Here is a 20,871-nt window from a genome sequence, read left to right on the forward strand (position 1 = left end):
GGCATCCTTCGTTGCACTTTTGTTCGGTCGGCTCGCAAAAAAGTCGCGACGGTGCGAGGCGGGTCGGGGAAAGTCCTGCACACGTGTGCATTCCGCACCGGGTTCATAGGAATCTCCATAGATTGGCGGTCGCGCGACGGGAATGAGCCCGGCGTGGATATCGGGCCCGATGTGGGGTCCGCGTGTGAAGGAGCACCTTTCGATGAGGCATCGAACTTTCCGGCGCAACACCTTCTGGTTGGCCATCTCACTTGTGCTGATGCTGGTCTCCAGCGTCGGCGCGTCGCTCGTGCAAACCGTCGGCGGGAGCGTCGCCGTCGAGGACCTGCGGTGGGAGGCCGCCTCTGGTCGCCAGATGAGCGCCCTGCTGTTCAAGCCGGCTGCGGTCTCGGCGGAGGATCCGCGCCCGGCGATCGTGGTCAGCCACGGGTGGTGGAACAACCGCGAGATGCAGGACGCCAATTACGTGGAGCTCGCCCGGCGCGGCTATGTCGTGCTGTCGATCGACATGTACGGGCACGGCAACTCCGACCCGCTCCCCGCCGGCCAGGAAGCCGTCGGCGGCACCGGCATGTACGACGCCGTGAAGCTCATCGCCGACCTGCCCTACGTCGACCCGAGCCGGATCGGCGTGACCGGCCACTCGAACGGCGCGCGTGCGGCGAACTTCTCGGTCGCGCTCGACAACGAGGCCGAGACGCCGCTCATCGCCTCGGTCCTCCTCGTCGACAACGACCCGGTGTACGTCGACGACACCGGCGCGTTCACGAACATCTACGGAAGCCGTGACACCGGCGTCATCCAGGCGCAATACGACGAGTTCTTCTTCCGCAGCTATGACGCCGAGGGCAACGCACTCACGCCGCCGCGCGAATACCTCACCACCCCCAACGCCCAGTCGTTCCTCCACTTCGGGCAGGACCCGTCCGAGGCGTCGGATGTGCGCGAGGCCGGGCAGATCTACACCCAGGACGTCGACGGCGCCGAGGCGATGCGCGTCGTCTGGTCGCTGCCGCAGACGCACCCGTGGTCGACGATCTCGAGCACGGCCGTCGGGCACCTCGTCGACTTCTTCGACGAGTCCCTCGGCGCACCGAACCCGCTGCCGGCAGGAGATCAGAACTGGCAGCTCAAGGAGATCCTGACGACGTTCGGTCTGATCGGCTTCGGCATCTTCCTCGTCGCGTTCACACGGGCGCTGCTGTCGACCCGTGCCTTCGCGGGGCTGCGCGTCTCGGAGCCGATCGCGGCGGTGGCGAACACGCGCCGCGGTCTGGTGTGGTTCTGGGGCGGGCTGGTCGTCACGACCGTCTTCTCGATCCTCAGCTACGTGCTGCTCAGCCAGGCCGAGTGGGCCGGTGCGATCGCGTTCGGTTCGGTGAACCTCATCGCCCCCGGTGTGCCGTGGTTCATCGGCATCTGGGCCGCGATCAACGGTGTCGCCGGTCTCGTCATCATGATCGTGTCGTACCTGCTGTTCGGTCGCCGCAGCGGTCAGGACCTGCGGGCCGTGGGTGTCATCCCGGGCTGGCGGCGCTTCGGTCTCGGCGTGGCGCTTGCGCTGACGACGACCGTCGCCGCGTTCGGGATCGTGTTCGTGCTGGACTACTTCTTCAAAACCGACTTCCGGTTCTGGGTGATCGCCGTCAAGGCCTTCAACCCCGAAATGATCGGGTACTCCCTGATCGTCCTGCCGCTGTTCCTCGTCTACTTCATCGCGAACTCGGTGGCGATCAACTCGTTCAACCGCTTCACGCTGCGGGGACGTGAATGGGTGAACACCGCACTGCTCGCGCTGTTCAACTCGCTCGGACCGATCGTGCTGGTCGTCGCGCAGTACACGACGTTCTTCATCACAGGGGAGACGATCGATGGCTTCGGTGGCATCTTCAGCATCTGGCTGTTCCCGGTGGTCGTCATCCTCGCCGTCGCCGCGGTCATCAGCCGGAAGATCTACCGCGAGACGAACAACCCGTACCTCGCCGGCTTCCTCAATGCAGCCGTCGTGACCGTGATCAGCGTCACGAACTCCCTCGTGATGAGCTGACGAACCGGTGCCCGGGACGGCGAGGCCGTTCCGGGCACCGAGTCAATGTCGAGCCGCTGACGATGCGGCGGGCGGCTAGCCCGCCGTCGCGAGGAGGCGCAGGCGACTTGCCATGCGGAACGCGTCGGGTCGATGCGAGGCTGTCGCGAGGAAGTCGTTCAGGTCGACGTCGGCGTAGAAGTCGACGGGCAGGTCCTCGGCGACGAGCACGTCGATGAGGTTGATGAATCGCTGCTGCGCCGGCGGGTCGACCGCGTCGAAGCGGGGGACACCCGTCACGGTCCACCGGTCGAAATCCTGCGCCCATCCCAGGTACTCGATCGTCGACGTCGGGGTGCGGCAGAGCTGATCGAATGTCAGCGTCAGCTCGCCGGCATCCGCTGACGTCACCGGGAAGACCCGGCCGTTCAGAGTGAGGTGTTGCGGCGGAGTCGTCGCGCGCGGCGGGGTACGCGTCGACCAGGTTCCCGACGCGAATCCTCGTGTGTGGTTGTCGGTGATCGTCCGGTAGTCCGTCGGTCCTTGGAGCGGCATCACGTCCATGTTCGTCTCGATGAGGGCGATGCCGGGGACGAAGATGTGGTGCCAGTCCGGGTCGGGGAGGAGGTCCTCGGGCGCGTAGTTGGAGGTCGCGAGCACCGTGACCTTGCGGGTGAAGGCGTGATCGAGCAGCCGGGTCAGAAGCCGCGCGTCTCCCGGATCGTGCACGTGCAGCTCGTCGAAGAAGAGCAGTCTGCTGTCGCCGACGGCATCGTCGATCGCCCGCTCCGCCGCGTCGGGCTCAGTGCGGTGCCGCTGGATACTGCGGTGCAGTTCGTGGAAGAAGCCGTGGAAGTGGACACGACGCTTCTCGCGCAGCGGGATGGCGGCGTACGCGGCATCCGCCAACCAGGACTTGCCGCGGCCGGCGTCGCCCCACAGATAGAGGCTGCGGGCTTCTCCGGTCGCCAGCTCGCCCCCGAGCGCCGCCAGCCGATCCAGGACCGCCCGTTGCCGCGGGTCGAGCGCGAACCCCTGAGCGGATGCCGCGGCCTCGACCGCGTGGACGAGTTCGTCTCTGCTCAGCACGGTTCCAGCGTGTCACGCTGCGAGGTATCGGAGTCTCAGTGAGCGGGAAGTGCGAGCGGTCGGTGCACGATCATTCGATTACGCGTTGGGTCGACGTGGTCTGCATCTCGGCGACCGGCAGGAGGCCGTTCGACCAGGCGAACGCGATCAGCTCGCTGCGAGAAGACAGCCCGAGCTTCGCCAGGATGCTGCTGACGTGCGTCTTCACCGTGGTTTCGCCGATGTAGCTCGAGGCGGCGATCTCGGCGTTGGACCTGCCGGTGGCGACGAGCTCGAACATCTCCCGCTCGCGCGGCGAGAGGTCGGAGATGAGGTGTCCGCGATCCTCGGCCCGGTCGTGATCCGATACCGAAGGAGCGGGACGAGGACGTCCGATCCGCCAGCTGAGCACGGTGACGAGAAGAGCCACGGCGGTCCAGATCGCGGTCGCGTCGAGGCTGCCCGCGACGTCCTTTCCCGTGATCGTTCCCCACTCGCCCGAGACGGACAGGGGGAGGCAGCGTCAGGAGCGAACCGACCGCAACGCTCGCGGCCAGCGTGATCGCGAGCATCAGCGGGCGCCGGGTGGTGCGGCCAGACCTGCTGATGAGCGCCGGCACGACAGCGAGAGCGAGGTATCCGGTCCAGGCGATCTGACTGAAGCGCGCGGGCCAGAAGAAGATCTGCAGCACGAGGAGAGTGGTCAGAAGCGCGAGCGCCCACGTCGGGCGGTGCGTCGATACGGCGATGACCAGAACGAATCCGACCATGATGGCCAACGCGTACGGACCGGTGATGAAGGTCTGGTCTCGCGACGGAACAAGATCCAACCGCTCGATTTCAGCTCGGGGGAGCCAGATGGCGAACAGCGCCAGGCCTATCAGCGGTGGCAGCCAGAAGGGCAGGGCGCGTCTCATACGCCGAGACTAGGGGCGTCGGTTGCTCGCCGAGAGTCGCGGAGGCGGAGATCATCCGTGAGACGACCCCGCTCCTCCTTCAGGAGGAGCGTCCCTTCTAAGGGCAGAGTCTCGATCGTTACTCAAACGGTTGGTGCCGCCGCCGCGGAGGCCGATAGCTTCGACGCACATGAGAGCTCCATGGGGTGTGGCGACGGTCCTGACCGCGGTCTGCGTGACTCTGCTCGCCGGATGCGCGCCCGTCGCGGAGAAGTCACTCGGGATCACGGCGGACGACGTCGCCTTCGTCGAGTACTACGAGTACCCGTGGGGCGACGTACCCGACACGATCGACAGGTTGACTCTCGATGTTCCTGAGGTCCTGAGCGAGTTCGTGCGCGCGTACTCCGACATGCCGGTGACCGACGCCTCTCCGTCTGATCTGAACGACCTCGCCGATGGGCAGACGCAGTCGACTCGGTTCGTGTTGACGGACGGGCGGAAGATCGAGATCACTGCTGTCTGGCTCGGGCCGGCAGACGTCATCGTGCTGTGGCCGGATGGGGCCGTGTCGAAGACCGAGTGGGGTTCTCCGGAACTATTCGACGCGTACGAGAGTGTCGGGACCGTCGACGAGGTGGATGCCGCGGAGCGGCCGGCAGCTACCTTGGGGCGATGAGCCCCGCATCCGCTGATCCCGGGCCTCAGCGGGACCGCGAGCGGCTGGAAGAGATCCGCTCAGCACCGGGTCGACTCGGTTGGGCTGGACGGTGTTGACGCTCTCGGTCGTGGTCGTGGTGTTCACTCTCGCCGTCCTCGCGAACATCTAGGCGGCGGTCTCGTCACGACGCCATTCGACCCCTATGGTGACGCCATGGGAAGCATCCGCAGGCTTCGGCTCGTCCAGATCGTCAGCCTGGTCGTGTGGATCGGATCGGTCGCCCTTTTCGCGAGTGGTGAGGGCCCGCTTCGTTCGCTCTGGATGGTGCTGTGGATCGTTGCGTTCGTCGTATTCCAGGTCGCCTTCTGGCGGTCGATGTGGCTGGTGAGCCAGCCGCGGATGCCGCGGGACGAGCCTGACGCCGACGCGGGCTGAACTCCGGTCTACGTCTGACAGCGCTTATCGACGGGCCAGATGGCGACGCCCTTCCAGATGAGCCACGCACCGAACGCAGCGGCCCGGACGGTCAGAAGCCACACAGGACGCGGCACGAAAAGTGACAGTGGAGGGGCTGACGGGAATCGAACCCGCGCTATCTGCTTGGGAAGCAGATGTTCTGCCATTGAACTACAGCCCCAGTGCGCCCGGAGGCGCCCCGTAAGCCTAGCAAGGCTCGGGGACACTCGCCCGTCGCGGTGCTCAGGGGTTCGTCGGAGGCGCCGGCGGAGCCTGCGGAGGCGTCTGCGGCGGAACCGGCGGCTGAGTGGGGCGCGGCGGCTGACCCGCCTGCGGTGCCTGACCGGGGTAGGGCGGCTGAGCTCCCGGATGCTGAGCGCCAGGCTGTCCACCCCCGGGGTAGGGCGCGCCGGGGCGGGGAGCGAAGGTCATTCCGCTCTCCTGCATCGCGCGCAGCATCCCGTTCTTCACGGCGGTGCGCTGGATCAGGTAACCCACCCAGATCGCCAGGGCGAACGTTCCCACGTAGAGGACGACCGCCATGATGATCAGGCCGGCGCCGAGCCCCGCGTAACTTCCGTAGTTGTCCATGCCCGGCACTGTAGCGAGGGCTGCGTCGTCAGTCCCGCACCTTGACGGAGGCCAGAGCGACCAGCACGCCGAGCACCGCGACGAGCCCGGCCAACGCCACCCATCCCGCCGCGGTCCACGCGGCGGCGCCGACGGTGCCGAGCACACTCGAGCCGATGTAATACGCGACGCTGTAGAGCGCGACGGCGTGCTGCCGACCAGAGCCGCCGGCCCGCGCCGTCGCGGCGTTGGCCGTCGCGTGGGCGAGGAACATCCCGGCCGTGATGAGGAGGACGCCGACCACGATGACGGCCACCGGCGACGCCAGCGTGACGGCGGCGCCGACGGTCATCGCGGCCCCGCCGGCGACCAGCGGCATCCGTGTCCCGAAGCGCTGGACGAGCGCGCCAGACAGTCGCGAGGTCACCGTGCCCGACAGGTACGTCAGGAACACGAGCGAGACGGCCGTCGCCGACAAGAAGTAGGGCGCCGCCTCGAGGCGGAAGCCCAGCGCGTTGAAGACGGCGACCATCGCCCCCACCACCATCGCGCCGATCGCGTACAGCGGCAGTGCGCGCACGTTGACGGCCTGCCGTCCGAGGATGCGCAGGCTGCGGCCGAACGGCACCGGCCGATGCTCCTCGGTCGGCGGCAGCAGCACCGCGAACAGCACGGTCAGCGCCGCCGCGAGGATGCCGAGCAGCTCCAGCGACAGCCGCCACCCGACGAGCTCGCCGACCGGGGCGGCGACGAGGCGTCCCGCGAGACCGCCCACGCTCGTCGCGGCGACGTACGCTCCCGCCGCGACCCCCGCGCGCTGCGGGCCGGCGGCCTCGTGAACGTAGGCGACCGCGAGAGCCGGGATGCCGCCGAGCGCCGAGCCGAGCAGGAATCGGCCGACGAGCAGCCCGGCGAACCCGGGCAGCAGCGGCGATGCGACGGCGATGACCGCCGCGGCCACGGCGGCGACGCGCAGCATCCGCCTGCGCCCGAAGCGGTCGGCCGCCAGCGCCCACGGCAGGATCGAGAGCGCGAGTCCGAGCGTCGCGGCCGACACGACCCACGAGGCGTCGGCCGCGGTGAGCCGGTACGTTTCGGCGATCCCCGTGAGCAGGCCCTGCGGCGCGTAGAGCACCCCGAACGTGGCGATCCCGGTCGTCCACATCGCCGCTCCGAGGCGGCGCGGCGACGCGGTGAGTGGGGGGATGCCGACGGTCGTCACCTGGTCCACGGTAGGCATGTGTCGCATGCAGATCCAATACCGATAGGCGTGAAGCGATAGCGTTCATGCATGAGTCGTGACCGCCTGATCGACCTGTTGCCACACCTCCCGCTCCTCGACGCGCTGGGCGAGGACGAGCACGTCACCCGCGCGGCGGAGGCACTCGGCGTTCCGCAGCCGACCGTGAGCCGTGCGCTGCGGCAGCTCGAATCGCGGCTCGGCGTCGCACTCGTGGCTCGCGACGGCCGCGGCATCCGACTCACCGGAGCCGCGCGACGCATGCTGCCCGCCGTCCGCGTCGCCCTCCGCGCCGCGCAGGATGCGCTCGACTCGCTCGACGGCGCCCGGTCGACTGTCGGGCTCGCGTTCCAGAACTCGCTCGGCGAGAACCTCGTCCCGCGGCTCGTCCGGCGGCTGCGGGAGGAGCGCCCCGACATCCGCGTGCAGCTCTGGCAGGGAGCCCGCGACGGCTGCCTCGCCGAACTCGACTCCGGACGGACGGACCTCGCGATCGTCTCGGGGGTCGCCGCGACGCATCCCTCCGGAGAAACGCTCCACCTCTATGACGAGCCGCTCGTCGTGATCGTCCCCGAGCATCACCGGCTCACGACGGCGACGCGGGTCTCGCTCGCGGACGTCGTCGGTGAGACGCACGTCACGCTCAAGCCGGGGTACGGACTGCGCCGCACGCTCGAGCAGCTGTTCGCCGCCGAGGGCGTACCGCTCGACATCGCCTTCGAGGGCGACGATCTGCGGACGCTCCACGGCCTCGTCGCGGCAGGTCTCGGCATCGCGATCGGACCGGAGGTGCCGCATCCGCTCGACGGGTGCGTGCAGCGGCCCATCGATGATCCGCGCGCGGCGCGCGACATGGGGGTGGTCTTCCGGGCCGGACCGCGCCCGCCCGCGGTCGACGATGTCATCGCGGTGCTTCGGGAGCTCACCCGGTTCTGATGCCCGGCAGAATCGAGGCATGCGCGCGATGGTGATGGAACAGATCGCAGGACCCCTCGTCGTCACCGAGGTCCCCGATCCGGTCGCGCCCGCGGGCGGCGCTGTCATCGAGGTCCACGCGACGGGGCTGTGCCGCAGCGACTGGCATGCCTGGGTCGGACACGACGACATCGCCCTGCCCCACATTCCCGGGCACGAACTGGCGGGCGTCGTCGTCGAGGTCGGCGCGGGCGTCGAGAAGTGGGCGGTCGGCGACCGGGTGACGGTGCCGTTCGTCTGCGGATGCGGCCGGTGCGAGTGGTGCCGCAGTGGCAACGCGCAGGTCTGCCCCGACCAGCAGCAGCCCGGCTTCACCCACTGGGGATCGTTCGCCGAGCGGGTCGCCCTCCACGCCGCCGACCGTAACCTCGTCGCCGTGCCGGAGTCGATCTCGTTCGCCGCTGCCGCCGCACTCGGATGCCGCTTCGCCACCGCCTACCGCGCGCTCACCGCCCGAGCGCGGCTGACCGCCGGGGAGTGGGTCGTGATCGTCGGGGCCGGCGGGGTCGGCCTCAGCGCCGTCATGATCGCGAAGGCGCTCGGCGCGAAGGTCATCGCGGTCGACCGGTCGACCGCGGCGCTCGACGTCGCCCGCACGCTCGGCGCGGACGAGGCCATCGTCGCGGACGGGCGTGACGTGCCCGAGGCCGTCCACGCGGTCACGGGCGGCGGCGCCCACGTCTCGGTCGACGCCGTCGGCAGCGAACAGACCTGCGCGGATGCCATCCACAGCCTGCGCCGCCGGGGGCGGCACGTGCAGGTCGGGCTGCTGCCCTCGGCATCCGGCCTCACCCCTGCACCGCTGGCACGGGCCATCGCGTGGGAGCTCGACCTGCTCGGCAGTCACGGCATGGCGGCCGAGGACTACCCCGGGATGCTGGAGCTCATCGCGCGCGGCACGCTCCACCCGCAGGACCTCATCGAGCGGACCGTGTCGCTCGAGCAGGCCGCCGAGCTGCTGCCGGTCATGGACTCGGCCTCGCCGGCGGGGATGACGATGATCGACCCGCGGCTCACGCCTTCGGCTTGAGCAGAGCGCCCAGTGCGACGCGCATCGCGGCGACGGGGTCCGTGCCGTCGGCGAGCCACCGCACCTGGATGCCCTCCCACGTGCCGATCACGAGATCGGCGAGCATCGTCGCGTCGGCCGTCGTGGTCAGGCGTCCGGCCGCGCGGTCGTGCTCGATCGCGTCGCGGTAGTCGGGGATCACCGATGCGTAGCGCTCCTGCAACCATGGGTGCGCCTCGTGGTCGGCGTGCGTCGCCTCAGCCTGCACGACCGTGAACATGCGCACGAGCTCGCGTCGACCGATGTTCCGCTCGACGATGGCGATCACCGTCGGGATGAAGCCGTCTCGGGCGGATCGATCGAGAAAGTCCGTGTCGGCGGCATCCTCCTGCGAGAGGACGGCCGCGAGAAGTGACACCTTCGTGGGGAAGTGGTGCATGACGGTCGTCAGGCCGAGATCGAGCTGCTTGGCGATCTGCCGCAGCGACCCGCCGCGGTACCCGTGCGTGCCGAAGACGGCCGTGGCGGTCGCGATGATCTCGCTGCGCCGCGCGGCGGACTTCGCGTACGGGCCGCGGCCGGGTGCATCGGTCATAGACGAACAGTAGATCACCTGAAACCGTGCAAGTGCACGTTTTTGAGATACGGTGATCGGATGGAGAACTACCGCTGGGTGAAGGACGGCTCGCAGGGGCCCGGGACGATGCGCTACGGCGCCGACTACAACCCCGAGCAGTGGCCGCGCGAGGTGTGGGACGACGACGTCCGGCTGATGCGCGAGGCGGGCGTCAACATCGTCTCGCTCGGCATCTTCTCGTGGGGCCTCCTCGAACCGCGCCCGGGCGAGTTCGATTTCGCGTTACTCGACGACATCATCGACCTGCTGCACGCGAACGGCATCGACGTCGACCTTGCCACCGCGACCGCCTCACCGCCGTCGTGGATGGCCCGGCGGCATCCCGAGATCCTGCCGCAGACCGTCGACGGCACGATCCTCTGGCCGGGCGCGCGCCAGCACTGGCGGCCCACGTCGCCGGTGTTCCGCGAGTACGCCCTCCGCCTCGTTCGGGCGCTGGCCGAGCGCTACGGCGACCATCCCGCCGTCGTCGCGTGGCACATCTCGAACGAACTCGGATGCCACAACCTCTACGACTACTCCGACGACGCCGCCCGTGCGTTCCGCGTCTGGCTCGAAGCCCGCTACGGCACGATCGACGCGCTCAACGACGCGTGGGGCACGGCGTTCTGGTCGCAGCACTACGAGGAGTGGGACGAGATCCTGCCGCCGCGCTCGGCGCCCACGATCCGCAACCCCGGGCAGCAGCTCGACTTCGAGCGGTTCTCCTCCGATGCCGTCCGCGACCACCTGCGGGCGGAGGCGGCTGTGCTCGCCGAGGTGACCCCCGGCATCCCGCGGACGACGAACTTCATGGTCGCGCAGAACGTCCGCGACATCGATTACCCGTCGTGGGTGCCCGACGTCGACTTCGTCTCGAACGACCACTACCTGCGCCCCGGCGAACACGGCCGGGACGACCTGTCGTTCTGGGCGAACCTCACCGGCAACATCGCCGGCGGCCTGCCGTGGTTCCTCATGGAGCACGCGACGAGCGCCGTGAACTGGCGCGAGGTGAACACCCCCAAACGCTCGGGTGAGCTCGTCCGCGATGCGCTGACCCACGTCGGGCACGGCGCGGATGCCGTCTGCTACTTCCAGTGGCGCCAGTCCCGTGCCGGCGGCGAGCGGTACCACTCCGGCATGGTGCCGCACGCGGGTGAGAACAGCCGCGTCTTCCGCGACGTCGTCGCGCTCGGCGGCGCGCTCCGCGACCTGTCGCCCGTGCACGGCTCGCGCCGCGAGAAGGCGCGCGTCGCGATCGTCGTCGACTACGAGTCGTGGTGGGTCAGCGGGCGCGACGCGCACCCGTCGGACTCACCCGCCTACGACGACGAGACCCTCGCCTGGTACCGCGCGATGCTCGACCTCGGCGTCCGCGCCGACGTCATCCCGGTCGGTGCGGCCTTCGACGGGTACGAGGTGCTCATCGCCCCGATGCTGCACGTCGTGCCCGACGCCCTGCGGTCGCGTCTCGAGGCGTACACGGATGCCGGTGGCCACCTCATCACGACGTACTTCTCGGGCATCGTCGACGAGAACGACCGCGTCTGGCTCGGCGGCTACCCCGGCGCATTGCGCGAGCTGCTCGGCGTCGTGGTCGAGGAGTTCGTGCCGCTGCTGCCCGACGAGCGCATCGCCCTCGCCTCGGGAGCCGTCGCGCACGGCTGGACCGAGCGGATCGTGCACGTCGGCGACGACGTCGAGGTCCTCGACACCTATGCCGACGGCGACCTCGCCGGTGCACCTGCGGTGACCCGGCGGAGCCTGCGCGGGGGCGGGTCGGCGACGTACGTGTCGGCCGACATCGGACGGGATGGCGTCCGCGCGGTGCTCGCAGGGCTGGGGCTGGACGCCCTCGCCGGCGACCCGCGGTCGGCGGACGGCCGGCTCGACGTCATCGAGCGCGGCGACGCCGAGGCGCGGTACGTCTTCCTCTCGAACCGCACCGACGACGAGGTCTCGGCGCCGGTGGCCGGCGAGGTGCTCGTCGGTGTGGCCGCGGCACCCGGTGTCGTCTCGGTGCCGCCGCGGAGTGTGGTGGTCGTCCGCGTCGCGCGCTGAGGGTGCGGCGCGCCAGTAGGCTGGCCGCGTGCTGCTCAGCGACCGCGACATCCGAGGCGAGATCGACGGAGGCCGCATCGGCCTCGACCCGTGGGACCCGACGATGGTCCAGCCGTCGAGTGTCGACGTGCGGCTCGACCGGTACTTCCGGCTGTTCGACAACCACAAGTACCCGTTCATCGATCCGTCCGAGGATCAGCCCGAGCTGACGCGTCTCATCGAGGTCGCGCCCGACGAGCCGTTCATCCTGCACCCGGGTGAGTTCGCGCTCGGCGCGACGTTCGAGCAGATCACGCTGCCCGACGACGTGGCCGCGCGCCTCGAGGGCAAGAGCTCCCTCGGTCGCCTGGGTCTCATCACCCATTCGACGGCGGGCTTCATCGATCCCGGCTTCTCGGGTCATGTGACGCTCGAGCTCGCGAATGTCGCGACGCTCCCCATCAAGCTGTGGCCGGGTATGAAGATCGGGCAGTTCTGCTTCTTCCGCCTGAGCTCGCCGGCCGAGAACCCCTACGGCACCGGTTCGTACAAGAACCGGTACCAGGGTCAGCGGGGGCCGACGGCATCCCGTTCGTTCCAGAACTTCCACCGCACCGACGTCGGGACGACCGACGCCGGTGCGAAGGGGAACTGACCGCGCTCAGTCGCGCTGCGCCTGCTCGTAGCCGCGGCTGAAGCCGCGCTCGAAGGCCTCGGCGACGGCGGGGTGCGGCGCGAAACCGCGGCGCTGGCCGTGGCCGCAGTCGCGACCGTGTTCGCCGTGCCCGTGCCCGCCATGGCTGTGCCGCGGGCCGAACCCGTGTCCGTGCCCGAACCCGCCGCGCGGGCCGAAGCCGCCGTGCCGGTGGCCGCGCCCGGGGCGGGGCGGCATCGGCTGCGATTCGTCCCAGCCGAGTTCCCGCGCGATCGCGTCGAGCGAACGCAGCAGAGTGTCGTAGTCGTCCTCGGGGACGGCGGTCGAGATGCGGGCCTGGAGGTCCGCTCCGTCCGACGCCGTTTCGTCGTGGAGCTCGCGCGCCAGCAGGCGGTGGACGAGCTTGAGTCGGAATCCGAGGGTGTCGTTGATCGAGGTGTTCATGGGTGTCCTTCCGAGACGTCCTGTCATCGGCGGACTGTCCGCGATGACCATTGCATGTCACTGTGCAAGTACATGCAGTGTGACATATATCCGTGTTGCATGTCAAGTGACATGGATGCCGCGCCGAGCGGTATCGTCGAGGGGTGACCGATCCCACCGGCGACCTCGACGCGCTCCTCGCCGCCTTCGCGCAGATGCGCGGCCGCGGTCCGCACCGCCACCATCCCGGCGGACCCCACGCGCACGGACCGCACTCCGACGGCGGCGGCCCGCCCTGGATGCGGGGGGAGCGCGGGTTCGGTCCCGGTGCGCGCCTCGCCGGCGCCCCCGCCCGCATCCGGTTGCTCGACGCCTTGGTGCACGCGGAGAACCCCCTCTCGGTGAGCGAGATCGCCGAGGCGATCGGCGTCGACCAGCCACGGGCGTCGCGGCTCGTGCAGCAGGCGGTCGAGCTCGGCTTCGCTGCACGCGAGGCCGATCCCGACGACGCTCGGCGCACCCGCATCGCGCTGACCGCCGAGGGGCGGCGACGGGCGGGCGACTTCCGGGGCGAGCGCCGCGAGCGGCTGTCGCAGGCACTGGCCGACTTCACGGCGGAGGAGCGCGCGGAGCTCGTCCGCCTGCTCGGCAAGCTCGCGGCATCCTGGCCCCGCGACTGAGGCGCTAACCCGGCCGGCCCCCGGAATGCAAGAAGGTGAGCGGATCCCCCTCCGTCAGTAGCCTGGCGGCATGTCCGACAGCGCCTCATCTTCAGAGACCGTCGCCCACCCACCCGCGTCGCGGGCGAAGGCCAGCGTGTGGGTGATCGCGCCGGCAGCCGTGGTGGCGGTCGTCTTCAGCGCGTTCGCGATCGCGCTTCCTGCCCAGGCCGAGGCGTTCTTCGGGACGATCCAGGGTGCGATCATCGACACCTTCAGCTGGTACTACGTCCTCATCACCGCCTTCTTCGTCGCCTTCTGCCTCTTCCTCGGGTTCAGTCGGTTCGGCGACATCCGTCTCGGCAAGGATGAGGACAAGCCCGAATTCTCGACGGGTGCCTGGTTCTCGCTCCTGTTCGCCGCGGGGATGGGGATCGGCCTCGTCTTCTACGGCGTGAGCGAGCCGCTCAGCCACTTCGTGGACCCCAAGCCCGGTGTCGAGGGCACCTCCGCGCAGCTCGCGCAGTCGGCGTTGACGCAGACCTACCTGCACTGGGGCGTCCAGGCGTGGGCCGTCTACGTCGTCGTCGGCATCGCCCTCGCGTACGCGATCCACCGCCGCGGACGCCCGCTGTCGATCCGGTGGGCGCTCGAGCCCATCCTCGGTCGGCGTGTGCGCGGCGGGTGGGGCAACGCCATCGACGCGATCGCCCTCGTCGGCACGCTGTTCGGCGTCGCGACGAGTCTCGGCCTGGGTGTGCTGCAGATCAGCTCCGGCCTCGACAGCGCGGGGATCATCAAGGACCCCAGCCTGCTCGTGCAGGTCATCATCATCGCCGTCATCACGACCGCCGTGCTCTTCTCGGTGCTGTCGGGCGTGACGAAGGGCATGAAGTGGCTGTCGTCGCTGAACCTGATCCTCGCCGGGCTCCTGCTCCTGTTCGTCCTGTTCACGAACGACACCTTCTACCTGCTCCGCGAGTGGGTGCAGTCGATCGGCTCGTACCTGCAGAACTTCGTGGGGCTGAGCTTCAGCGTCAGCGCGTTCCAGGGAGCCGAAGGCCAGGCGTGGCAGGCGACGTGGACCTCGTTCTACTGGGGCTGGTGGATCTCGTGGGCGCCGTTCGTCGGCATCTTCATCGCCCGCGTCAGCCGTGGTCGCACGGTGCGCGAATTCGTCATGGGAGTGCTCATCGTGCCGACGCTCGTCGGTGTGCTCTGGTTCGCGGTCCTCGGTGGCTCCGCGATCAAGCTCCAGCTCGACGAGCCGGGCGTGATGACGCAGGCCGACGGATCCGTGAACGTCGAGGGCGCGCTCTTCCAGCTGTTCCAGCACCTCCCCGCGCCGCTCCTGCTGACCATCGGAGCGCTCGTCCTCATCGCACTGTTCTTCGTGACGTCGGCGGACTCGGGTGCGCTCGTCATGGGCATGATCGCAACGGGCGGCGACCCCGAGCCGAGCAAGCCCGTGCGGACGCTCTTCACGCTCATCACCGCGCTCCTCGCGATCGCGCTCCTGATCGCGGGTGGGTTGACCGCGCTGCAGACGGCGGCGATCATCATCGCCCTGCCGTTCAGCATCGTCATGCTGCTCATCTGCTGGTCGACCGTCGTCGCGTTCCAGCGCGAGAGACGCATCTACGAGAAGGCGGAGCGCGCGCAGCTGCTCGATCACATCGGGGAGCACTACGGCCTGGAGGTCGAGTCCGAGAACGAGCGAGGCATCCGACTGCCCTGGGGCCGGAAGCGGGCCGACTGACCCGCCCCGGCGGGCCTCAGACGGTCTCGAAAAGGAGCGCGAACGACGCGTCGCGGGCCGGCAGGCGGTGACGCGGCAGCACGCCGGGGCCGCACGTCGCCGTCCCGACGCCGGACTGCGCGATGTCGATCGACACGTGAGTCGCGGTCGGCGTCGGCAGGAGCGACGCGTGCGACGTCGTGCTGAGGGTCGTCCGGTCCCACGGTGACACCGTCAGGGCGACGCCCGCGTCGAGGGCCTCGCCGCCGACGACGCTCACGCGCACGCCTCCCTCGGTGGTGCGGATGACGGCGGTCCGCACACCGCGTCGCGATCCGCTCTCCTGCGGCCGCACGTGCGGGGTGACGAGGTCGTCCGCGTCGGCCTCGAACCAGCCGAACTGCACGCCCGACGCGGTGTCGGGGTAGCTCGGACCGGGGCCGTACCCGGCGAACTCCATGCCGACGGGCGCCCCCGCGAACGTCACGTCGATGCCGAGTCGGGCCCAGTCGACGGTCCACGAGAAGGGCGCCTTCTCGATCCAGGAGTTGTCCCACGAGCCGATGCTGCGCAGGTCCAGCTCCAGCAGCAGCCCTTCGGGAACGGTCGACCAGCGCCACAGCGCGTCGACGCCGCTGTCGAACGAGGGCGCGCCGACGCGGGTGTCGGCGATGAGGGCCGCGGCATCCGAATCGACGCTCCGGACGCGGGTCTGCATCCGGTCGATGCGCGCGAGGGCCCAGCGCTCCGCCATCGGCGGGAGCGTCGGCTCGTCCCACCCGGGGAAGAGGTCGTTGTCGGTCGGTGCGCGCCAGATCCCGATGCCCGGTCCGTCGACGACGTCGAGCGAGCCGAGACGCCGCGGGCGGCCGCGGCGATCGAACTCGTCGGGCTCCGGCGCCGACGCCTGCCCCACGCGGGGAGTGCCGGCGGCGACGTGCTGACCGGTCGCGACGACGTGCCCGGCCGACGCCCAGCTCGTCCCGTCGCGCAGCACGGCGTCGACGGTGAGGACGTCGGCCACGGTCGAGCCCGACACGACGCGGGCCTCATCGGGGAGGGGCACCTCGGCTCGCTGGCGCGGTCCGACGGCAGGAACGGTCAGCTCGCCGTGCGCGACCGTCTCGCCGTCGACCTCGCGCCGCCACCGGAAGGCGAGGTGGCTCGTGTCGACGTGGTCGTAGCGGTTCTGCAGCCGGATGCGGCGACGCGCGGCATCCACCTCGATCACGACGGGCGCGACGATCGCGGCGTAGTCGACGAGGCCGGGCCGCACGTCGCGGTCGGCGCTGATGAGGCCGTCGATGACGAAGTTGTGGTCGTGGACGGACTCGCCGAAGTCGCCGCCGTAGCGGAAGGCCCGGCGACCGTGCTCGTCCTCGACCGCGATGGCGTGCTCGATCCACTCCCAGATGAAGCCGCCCGCCAGGCGTGGGAACCGCTCGTAGAGGTCCCAGTACTCCTTCACCCCGCCCGGGCTGTTGCCCATGGCGTGCCCGAACTCGCAGTGCACGAAGGGGAGCGATCGGCGCCGCAGCTCGGCCGCGCCGATGTCGGCGGGCGCGATCTCATCGGCCTCCTCGCCGATCTGCCGGACCTCGTCGTGCGAGGCGTACATCCGCGAGTACACGTCGGTGTCGCGGCTCGAGTGATCGCCCTCGTAGTGGATGAGGCGGGTGCCGTCGTTCTCGCGCACCCACCGCGCCATCGCGCGGATGTTGCAGCCCGCGCCCGACTCGTTGCCGAGCGACCACATGATCACGCTCGGGTGGGTGCGGTCGCGCGTGACCGTGCGACGGATGCGGTCGACGAAGGATGACTCCCACGCCGGGTCGTCGCTCGGGTTGCCGCGCCACGACACGTACTCGTACTCGTGCGTCTCGAGGTCGCACTCGTCGATGACGTACAGGCCCAGCTCGTCGGCGAGGTCGAGCAGCTCGGCGTGCGGCGGGTAGTGGGACGTTCGGACCGCGTTGATGTTGTGCTGCTTCATGAGCACGAGGTCGCGGCGCGCCAGCTCGGTCGTGTGCACCCGTCCGCGGTCGGGATCGTGCTCGTGGCGGTTGACGCCGCGGAGCATGATCGGGCGTCCGTTCAGTGTCAGCACGCCGTCGTCGGCGCGGACACGGCGGAAGCCGATGCGCACCGACACGGTCTCGGATGCCGTGGCGAGGGTCGCGGTGTAGAGGCGCGGCGTCTCGGCGGACCAGGGCTCGACCTCGCCTGCGTCGACCGTGCTGCGCCCGGCGCGGACCTCGGCGCGGAGGCCGAGCTCCGCGATCTCGAGCACGGCGTCGGCCGAGGTGGCGACCTCGACCGCACCCCGCCCGGTCTCGTGGTCGAAGTCGCCCGTGACGACCGCGTCGTCGATGCCGCCGACGGGGCGGGCGAGCAGGGTGACGCTCCGGAAGATGCCCGGCAGCCACCACATGTCCTGGTTCTCGAGGTAGGTCCCGTCCGAGAACTGCGCGACGCGCACGGCGACGACGTCCCCGGTGCCGGTGAGGTGGTCGGTGACGTCGAACTCGTGCGTCAGGCGGCTGCCCCGGGTCGAGCCGAGGCGCGTGCCGTTGACGAAGACGTCGGCGGCCGACTCGATCCCGTCGAAGCGCAGGAGCACGCGGCCCCCGGCATCCGTCACCTGTCGGATCGCGTCGTCGACGTCGATGCGGCGCACGTAGTCGCCGACCGGGTTCTCGTCGGGCGGGTAGGGCGGGTCGATCGGGAAGGGGAACTGCACGTTCGAGTAGGCCGGGGTGCCGAACCCGCTCATGTTCCAGTGCGCGGGGACGGCGATCTCGTCCCACCCGTCCGTGTCACCGGCGGTCCAGTCGTCGTGCGGTGCGAGCGCGGGGGACGGCGAGAGACGGAACCGCCAGCGGCCGTCGAGCGACTGGGTCGGAGCGTCGGACGTCAGGCGCGTGCGGGGAGTGATCGATCCCTCACCGGGCCCGATGCGGGCGACGTCGAAGACGGGCGCGCTCATCGGGCGGCCTCGACGGGGAGCGATGCGGGGCTGAGGCGCGAGGCTGCTGCGGCGTCGAGGACCAACGTCACGCGACCGTGGCGTTGCAGGAAGGATGCCGGGAGCTCCGCGGTCTGCGGCCCCTCGACGGCCCGCGCCACGGCCTCGGCCTTCGACTCGCCCCATGCGATCAGGACGATCTCGCGCGCGTCGAGGATCGTGCCGATGCCCTGCGTCAGCGCTCGCGTCGGGACGAGCCCGGCGTCGCCGTCGAAGAAGCGGCTGTTGTCGGCGACGGTGCGCGGAGCCAGGTCGACGACCCGTGTGCGGGAGTCGACGGCGGAGCCAGGCTCGTTGAACCCGATGTGGCCGTTCGCGCCGATACCGAGGATCTGCAGGTCGACGCCGCCGGCGGCGGCGATCGCCGCCTCGTACCGTGCGGCGGCCGCGGCGGGATCGGCGGCGGCGCCTTCGGGGACGTGCACGCGGGCGGAATCGAGGCCGAGCGGCCCGGTCACCTCGCGCGCGATGACGGCGTGGTAGCTCTCGGGGTGGTCGACCGGCAGGCCGACGTACTCGTCGAGCGCGAACGCCGCCGCCCGCGAGAGGTCGAGACCCGCCTGCACGCGGTCGGCGAGCGCGCGGTAGAGCGGCTGCGGGCTCGAACCGGTCGCGACGCCGAGGACGGGAGCCGGGCGGTCGCCGACGGACGAGGCGATGATCGCGGCGGCGATCTCGCCGGCGCCGGCGGCATCGGGGGAGAGCAGGATCCTCACGAGAGCACCTTTCGGGGGGAGGGAGCGTCGGAGTGGGCGAGCGCGAGCGCGAGCGCGCCCGCGACGGGGGGTTCGTCGAGGACGTGCAGGCGGAGGGCCTCGTCGTGGCGCTGCAGGTCGGCCCGCAGCAGCTCGGCGAGCAGGGGTTGCGCGGTCATGACGCCGCCCGCGGCGATGACGTCCGTGCCCTGCGCGCCGCGGCCGCGGACCGCCCTGACGGCGTCGGCGAGATGGGTGGCGGATGCCGCGATCACTCGGTGCGCGATCGTCGATCCGGCTGCAGCCGCGTCGAAGACCTGGGGGGCGAAGCCGCCCCACGAGGCCTCGCTCGCGCTCGCCTGGAAGCGCAGCGCGAGGTCGACGTGATCGAGGGCGTCGAAGGCGGCGAGGAAGCGCGCCGCGAGCGGGTCGCTCATCGCGGTAGCACCGTCGCGGTCGACGGCGCGGAGCAGGGCGACGGCAGCGCGGCGCGAGATCCCGGGCGCGCTCGCGTCGTCGGCGATGAGCCAGCCGTAGCCGTCGGCCGTCACGGGCTCCCCGTCGACGTCGAAGCCGACGATCGCCGAACCCGTCCCCGCGATGACGCAGACGGCCGCCTCGAGCCCCATGGCCGGGGCGAGGAGCACGGCGTCGTTGACGACCGCCACGACCCCCGGCATCCGCTCGCCGAGCAGAGCCGTGGCCTGGTGACGCTGCCGAGTGCTGTCGATGCCGTGGGCGCCGACGACGGTGACGGCGGGCGCGGTGCCGACCGTGTCGGTCACGAGCCGGGCGAGCCGGCCGAAGTTCTCGGCATCGTCGAAGATCGCGCCCACGCGCCAGAGCTCGCTCGGCACGATGCGGTCGACGACCTCGCCGTCCACGAGGGCGCGCAGCTGCGTCTTCGTGCCACCCACGTCGACGCCGACGATCGCGTCGGGGGTCGGGTACCGGATCTCAGGCAAGGTAGACCGCCCCTTTCACATGGTCGATGGTGCGCTGGCCGATCCCGACGAGGGCCGCGTCCTCGCCGAGCGCCCCCACGACCAGCGCGGGAGGACGGGGGATGCGGCCGGCCAGTCTCGCCGCGACGCCCTCGATGAGTCGGTCGGTCCGTCGCGGCAGACGCCCGGCGAGGATCACGACGCGGCAGTCGAGGATCACGGTGAGCGCGGCGACCGACATCGCGATGTGGTCGAGCAGCCGCTCGGCGCGGGCGTCGTCGCCCCGGTCGAGGACGGCCATCGTCGAGGCGTCGTCGGCCGATGCGGCGCCGAGTGCGAGCACGCGCGTCTCGAGATCGCCGCCCGTGCCGTGGTCCTGCGCGAACGCCGTGCGGTCGGTGATGAGGTAGCCGATCTCGCCCGCGGCGGAGCCCGCTCCGCGCACGAGGCGGTCGCCCGAGACGATCCCGGCGCCCACGCCGATCCCGAAGACGAGGGCCGCGAGGTCTCCGGTGCCCTGCCCGGCGCCCCGGGTCCACTCGCCGATCGTGACGGCGTTGGCGTCGTTCTCGACGACGACGGGGAGTCCCGTGCGCCGGTGCATCAGATCGCGGACGGCGACGCCGTTCCAGTCGAGCTCGACCGAGTCGCTGACGGCGCCGTCGGTGTCGACGACACCCGGCACCGACACGCCGATGCCCTGCGCGGGCGTCCCGAGCTCGGCGGCCGTCCGGATGAGCCTGTCCGCGAGCCGGCCGATGCCCTCGAGTCGAGAGGATGCCGACGGCGTCCCGTCCTCGCCGCGAAGGGATTCGCGGGCCTCGTGGCGGATGTCGCCGTTCAGGTCGATGAGCGCCCCGCGGGCGACGGTCGCGGTGACGTCGAGGGCGACGACGGTGCGCGCCTCGCCGAGGGGGCGGTACCGGTGCGTCGGGCGACCGACGCCGCTCGCGTCGCGCTCCACGGCGAGGAGCCCGTCGGCGACCATCCGGGCGCACAGGCGGTGGACCGTCGCCGAGGCGAGTCCGGTCGCCTCGATGAGCTCGGCGCGGGTGAGGGAGCCGCCGGCCTGCAGGGCGTCGAGGATCGCGGTGCGGTTGATGCGGGTGACGTCGGCGTTGGTCGCCGTTCCCCTGCTCGCCGCGCGTTCGCCGCTCATCATTCCCCTGACG

Annotated in this window: 19 protein-coding genes and 1 tRNA gene; 9 read left to right on the forward strand and 11 right to left on the reverse strand. The window is 70.6% G+C overall.

Going from position 1 to position 20,871, the window contains the following annotated elements; genetic code table 11:
* Window positions 1-202: 202 nt before the first annotated feature.
* Window positions 203-2,047, forward strand: a complete 1,845-nt coding sequence (locus AC4NN1_RS11050; RefSeq protein ID WP_491955320.1) for an alpha/beta hydrolase family protein — start codon at window positions 203-205, stop codon at window positions 2,045-2,047.
* Window positions 2,048-2,122: 75 nt separating this feature from the next.
* On the opposite strand, the gene zapE is transcribed toward AC4NN1_RS11050, so the two are convergent.
* Together zapE and AC4NN1_RS11060 are read right to left on the reverse strand one after the other, a co-directional pair.
* Entirely contained in the window at window positions 2,123-3,115 is a 993-nt protein-coding gene (gene zapE / locus AC4NN1_RS11055) for a cell division protein ZapE (protein WP_491955321.1), read from the reverse strand.
* Window positions 3,116-3,185: 70 nt separating this feature from the next.
* Complete coding sequence (locus AC4NN1_RS11060; protein WP_491955322.1) at window positions 3,186-3,524, reverse strand: response regulator transcription factor; 339 nt, start codon at window positions 3,522-3,524, stop codon at window positions 3,186-3,188.
* 656 nt (window positions 3,525-4,180) lie between these two features.
* Between AC4NN1_RS11060 and AC4NN1_RS11065 the strand changes: the two genes are divergently transcribed.
* Window positions 4,181-4,669, forward strand: a complete 489-nt coding sequence (locus AC4NN1_RS11065) for a hypothetical protein (protein WP_491955323.1) — start codon at window positions 4,181-4,183, stop codon at window positions 4,667-4,669.
* Between the two features lie 195 nt (window positions 4,670-4,864).
* Complete coding sequence (locus tag AC4NN1_RS11070) at window positions 4,865-5,086, forward strand: hypothetical protein (protein ID WP_491955324.1); 222 nt, start codon at window positions 4,865-4,867, stop codon at window positions 5,084-5,086.
* Window positions 5,087-5,214: 128 nt separating this feature from the next.
* On the opposite strand, the gene AC4NN1_RS11075 is transcribed toward AC4NN1_RS11070, so the two are convergent.
* The 3 genes from AC4NN1_RS11075 to AC4NN1_RS11085 form a co-directional block, all read right to left on the reverse strand.
* Window positions 5,215-5,288, reverse strand: a tRNA-Gly gene (locus AC4NN1_RS11075).
* Between the two features lie 62 nt (window positions 5,289-5,350).
* Complete coding sequence (locus AC4NN1_RS11080) at window positions 5,351-5,698, reverse strand: hypothetical protein (RefSeq protein ID WP_018187616.1); 348 nt, start codon at window positions 5,696-5,698, stop codon at window positions 5,351-5,353.
* 28 nt (window positions 5,699-5,726) lie between these two features.
* On the reverse strand, window positions 5,727-6,917 hold the full coding sequence (locus tag AC4NN1_RS11085) for an MFS transporter (protein WP_491955325.1): 1,191 nt from the start codon (window positions 6,915-6,917) through the stop codon (window positions 5,727-5,729).
* A gap of 51 nt (window positions 6,918-6,968) precedes the next feature.
* Here AC4NN1_RS11085 and AC4NN1_RS11090 point away from each other — a divergent pair, with 51 nt between their 5' ends.
* Window positions 6,969-7,853, forward strand: a complete 885-nt coding sequence (locus tag AC4NN1_RS11090; protein WP_491955326.1) for a LysR family transcriptional regulator — start codon at window positions 6,969-6,971, stop codon at window positions 7,851-7,853.
* 19 nt (window positions 7,854-7,872) lie between these two features.
* The gene (locus AC4NN1_RS11095) at window positions 7,873-8,922 is read left to right on the forward strand and encodes a zinc-binding dehydrogenase (protein ID WP_491955327.1); all 1,050 of its coding nucleotides are present in this window, start codon (window positions 7,873-7,875) and stop codon (window positions 8,920-8,922) included.
* On the opposite strand, the gene AC4NN1_RS11100 is transcribed toward AC4NN1_RS11095, so the two are convergent.
* On the reverse strand, window positions 8,906-9,496 hold the full coding sequence (locus AC4NN1_RS11100; protein WP_491955328.1) for a TetR/AcrR family transcriptional regulator: 591 nt from the start codon (window positions 9,494-9,496) through the stop codon (window positions 8,906-8,908). The two genes, AC4NN1_RS11095 and AC4NN1_RS11100, sit on opposite strands and share 17 nt — an antisense overlap.
* A gap of 60 nt (window positions 9,497-9,556) precedes the next feature.
* Here AC4NN1_RS11100 and AC4NN1_RS11105 point away from each other — a divergent pair, with 60 nt between their 5' ends.
* Window positions 9,557-11,581: a beta-galactosidase gene (locus AC4NN1_RS11105; RefSeq protein ID WP_491955329.1), complete on the forward strand. Its 2,025-nt coding sequence runs from the start codon at window positions 9,557-9,559 to the stop codon at window positions 11,579-11,581.
* A gap of 28 nt (window positions 11,582-11,609) precedes the next feature.
* A complete protein-coding gene (gene dcd / locus AC4NN1_RS11110; protein ID WP_491955330.1) occupies window positions 11,610-12,215 on the forward strand; it encodes a dCTP deaminase in 606 nt (201 codons plus the stop codon).
* A gap of 6 nt (window positions 12,216-12,221) precedes the next feature.
* Here dcd and AC4NN1_RS11115 read toward each other — a convergent pair whose 3' ends face one another.
* A complete protein-coding gene (locus AC4NN1_RS11115; RefSeq protein WP_491955331.1) occupies window positions 12,222-12,659 on the reverse strand; it encodes a hypothetical protein in 438 nt (145 codons plus the stop codon).
* 143 nt (window positions 12,660-12,802) lie between these two features.
* On the opposite strand from AC4NN1_RS11115, the gene AC4NN1_RS11120 reads away from it, so the two are divergent.
* Together AC4NN1_RS11120 and AC4NN1_RS11125 are read left to right on the forward strand one after the other, a co-directional pair.
* Complete coding sequence (locus tag AC4NN1_RS11120; protein WP_491955332.1) at window positions 12,803-13,318, forward strand: MarR family winged helix-turn-helix transcriptional regulator; 516 nt, start codon at window positions 12,803-12,805, stop codon at window positions 13,316-13,318.
* A 70-nt stretch (window positions 13,319-13,388) separates the two neighbouring features.
* A complete protein-coding gene (locus AC4NN1_RS11125) occupies window positions 13,389-15,056 on the forward strand; it encodes a BCCT family transporter (RefSeq protein ID WP_491955333.1) in 1,668 nt (555 codons plus the stop codon).
* Between the two features lie 16 nt (window positions 15,057-15,072).
* On the opposite strand, the gene AC4NN1_RS11130 is transcribed toward AC4NN1_RS11125, so the two are convergent.
* The 4 genes from AC4NN1_RS11130 to AC4NN1_RS11145 are packed head-to-tail and all read right to left on the reverse strand — an operon-like array spanning window position 15,073 to window position 20,858.
* Window positions 15,073-18,021: a glycoside hydrolase family 2 TIM barrel-domain containing protein gene (locus tag AC4NN1_RS11130; protein ID WP_491955334.1), complete on the reverse strand. Its 2,949-nt coding sequence runs from the start codon at window positions 18,019-18,021 to the stop codon at window positions 15,073-15,075.
* Window positions 18,018-18,776: a glucosamine-6-phosphate deaminase gene (locus AC4NN1_RS11135; protein ID WP_491955335.1), complete on the reverse strand. Its 759-nt coding sequence runs from the start codon at window positions 18,774-18,776 to the stop codon at window positions 18,018-18,020. Before AC4NN1_RS11135 ends, AC4NN1_RS11130 begins: the two co-directional genes overlap by 4 nt.
* Window positions 18,773-19,720, reverse strand: a complete 948-nt coding sequence (locus tag AC4NN1_RS11140; protein WP_491955336.1) for an N-acetylglucosamine kinase — start codon at window positions 19,718-19,720, stop codon at window positions 18,773-18,775. The genes AC4NN1_RS11135 and AC4NN1_RS11140 overlap by 4 nt, the downstream gene beginning before the upstream one ends.
* Complete coding sequence (locus AC4NN1_RS11145; RefSeq protein WP_491955337.1) at window positions 19,713-20,858, reverse strand: ROK family transcriptional regulator; 1,146 nt, start codon at window positions 20,856-20,858, stop codon at window positions 19,713-19,715. Before AC4NN1_RS11145 ends, AC4NN1_RS11140 begins: the two co-directional genes overlap by 8 nt.
* Window positions 20,859-20,871: the final 13 nt, after the last annotated feature.

The organism is Microbacterium sp. MDV22-iso44 (genome assembly GCF_058629135.1).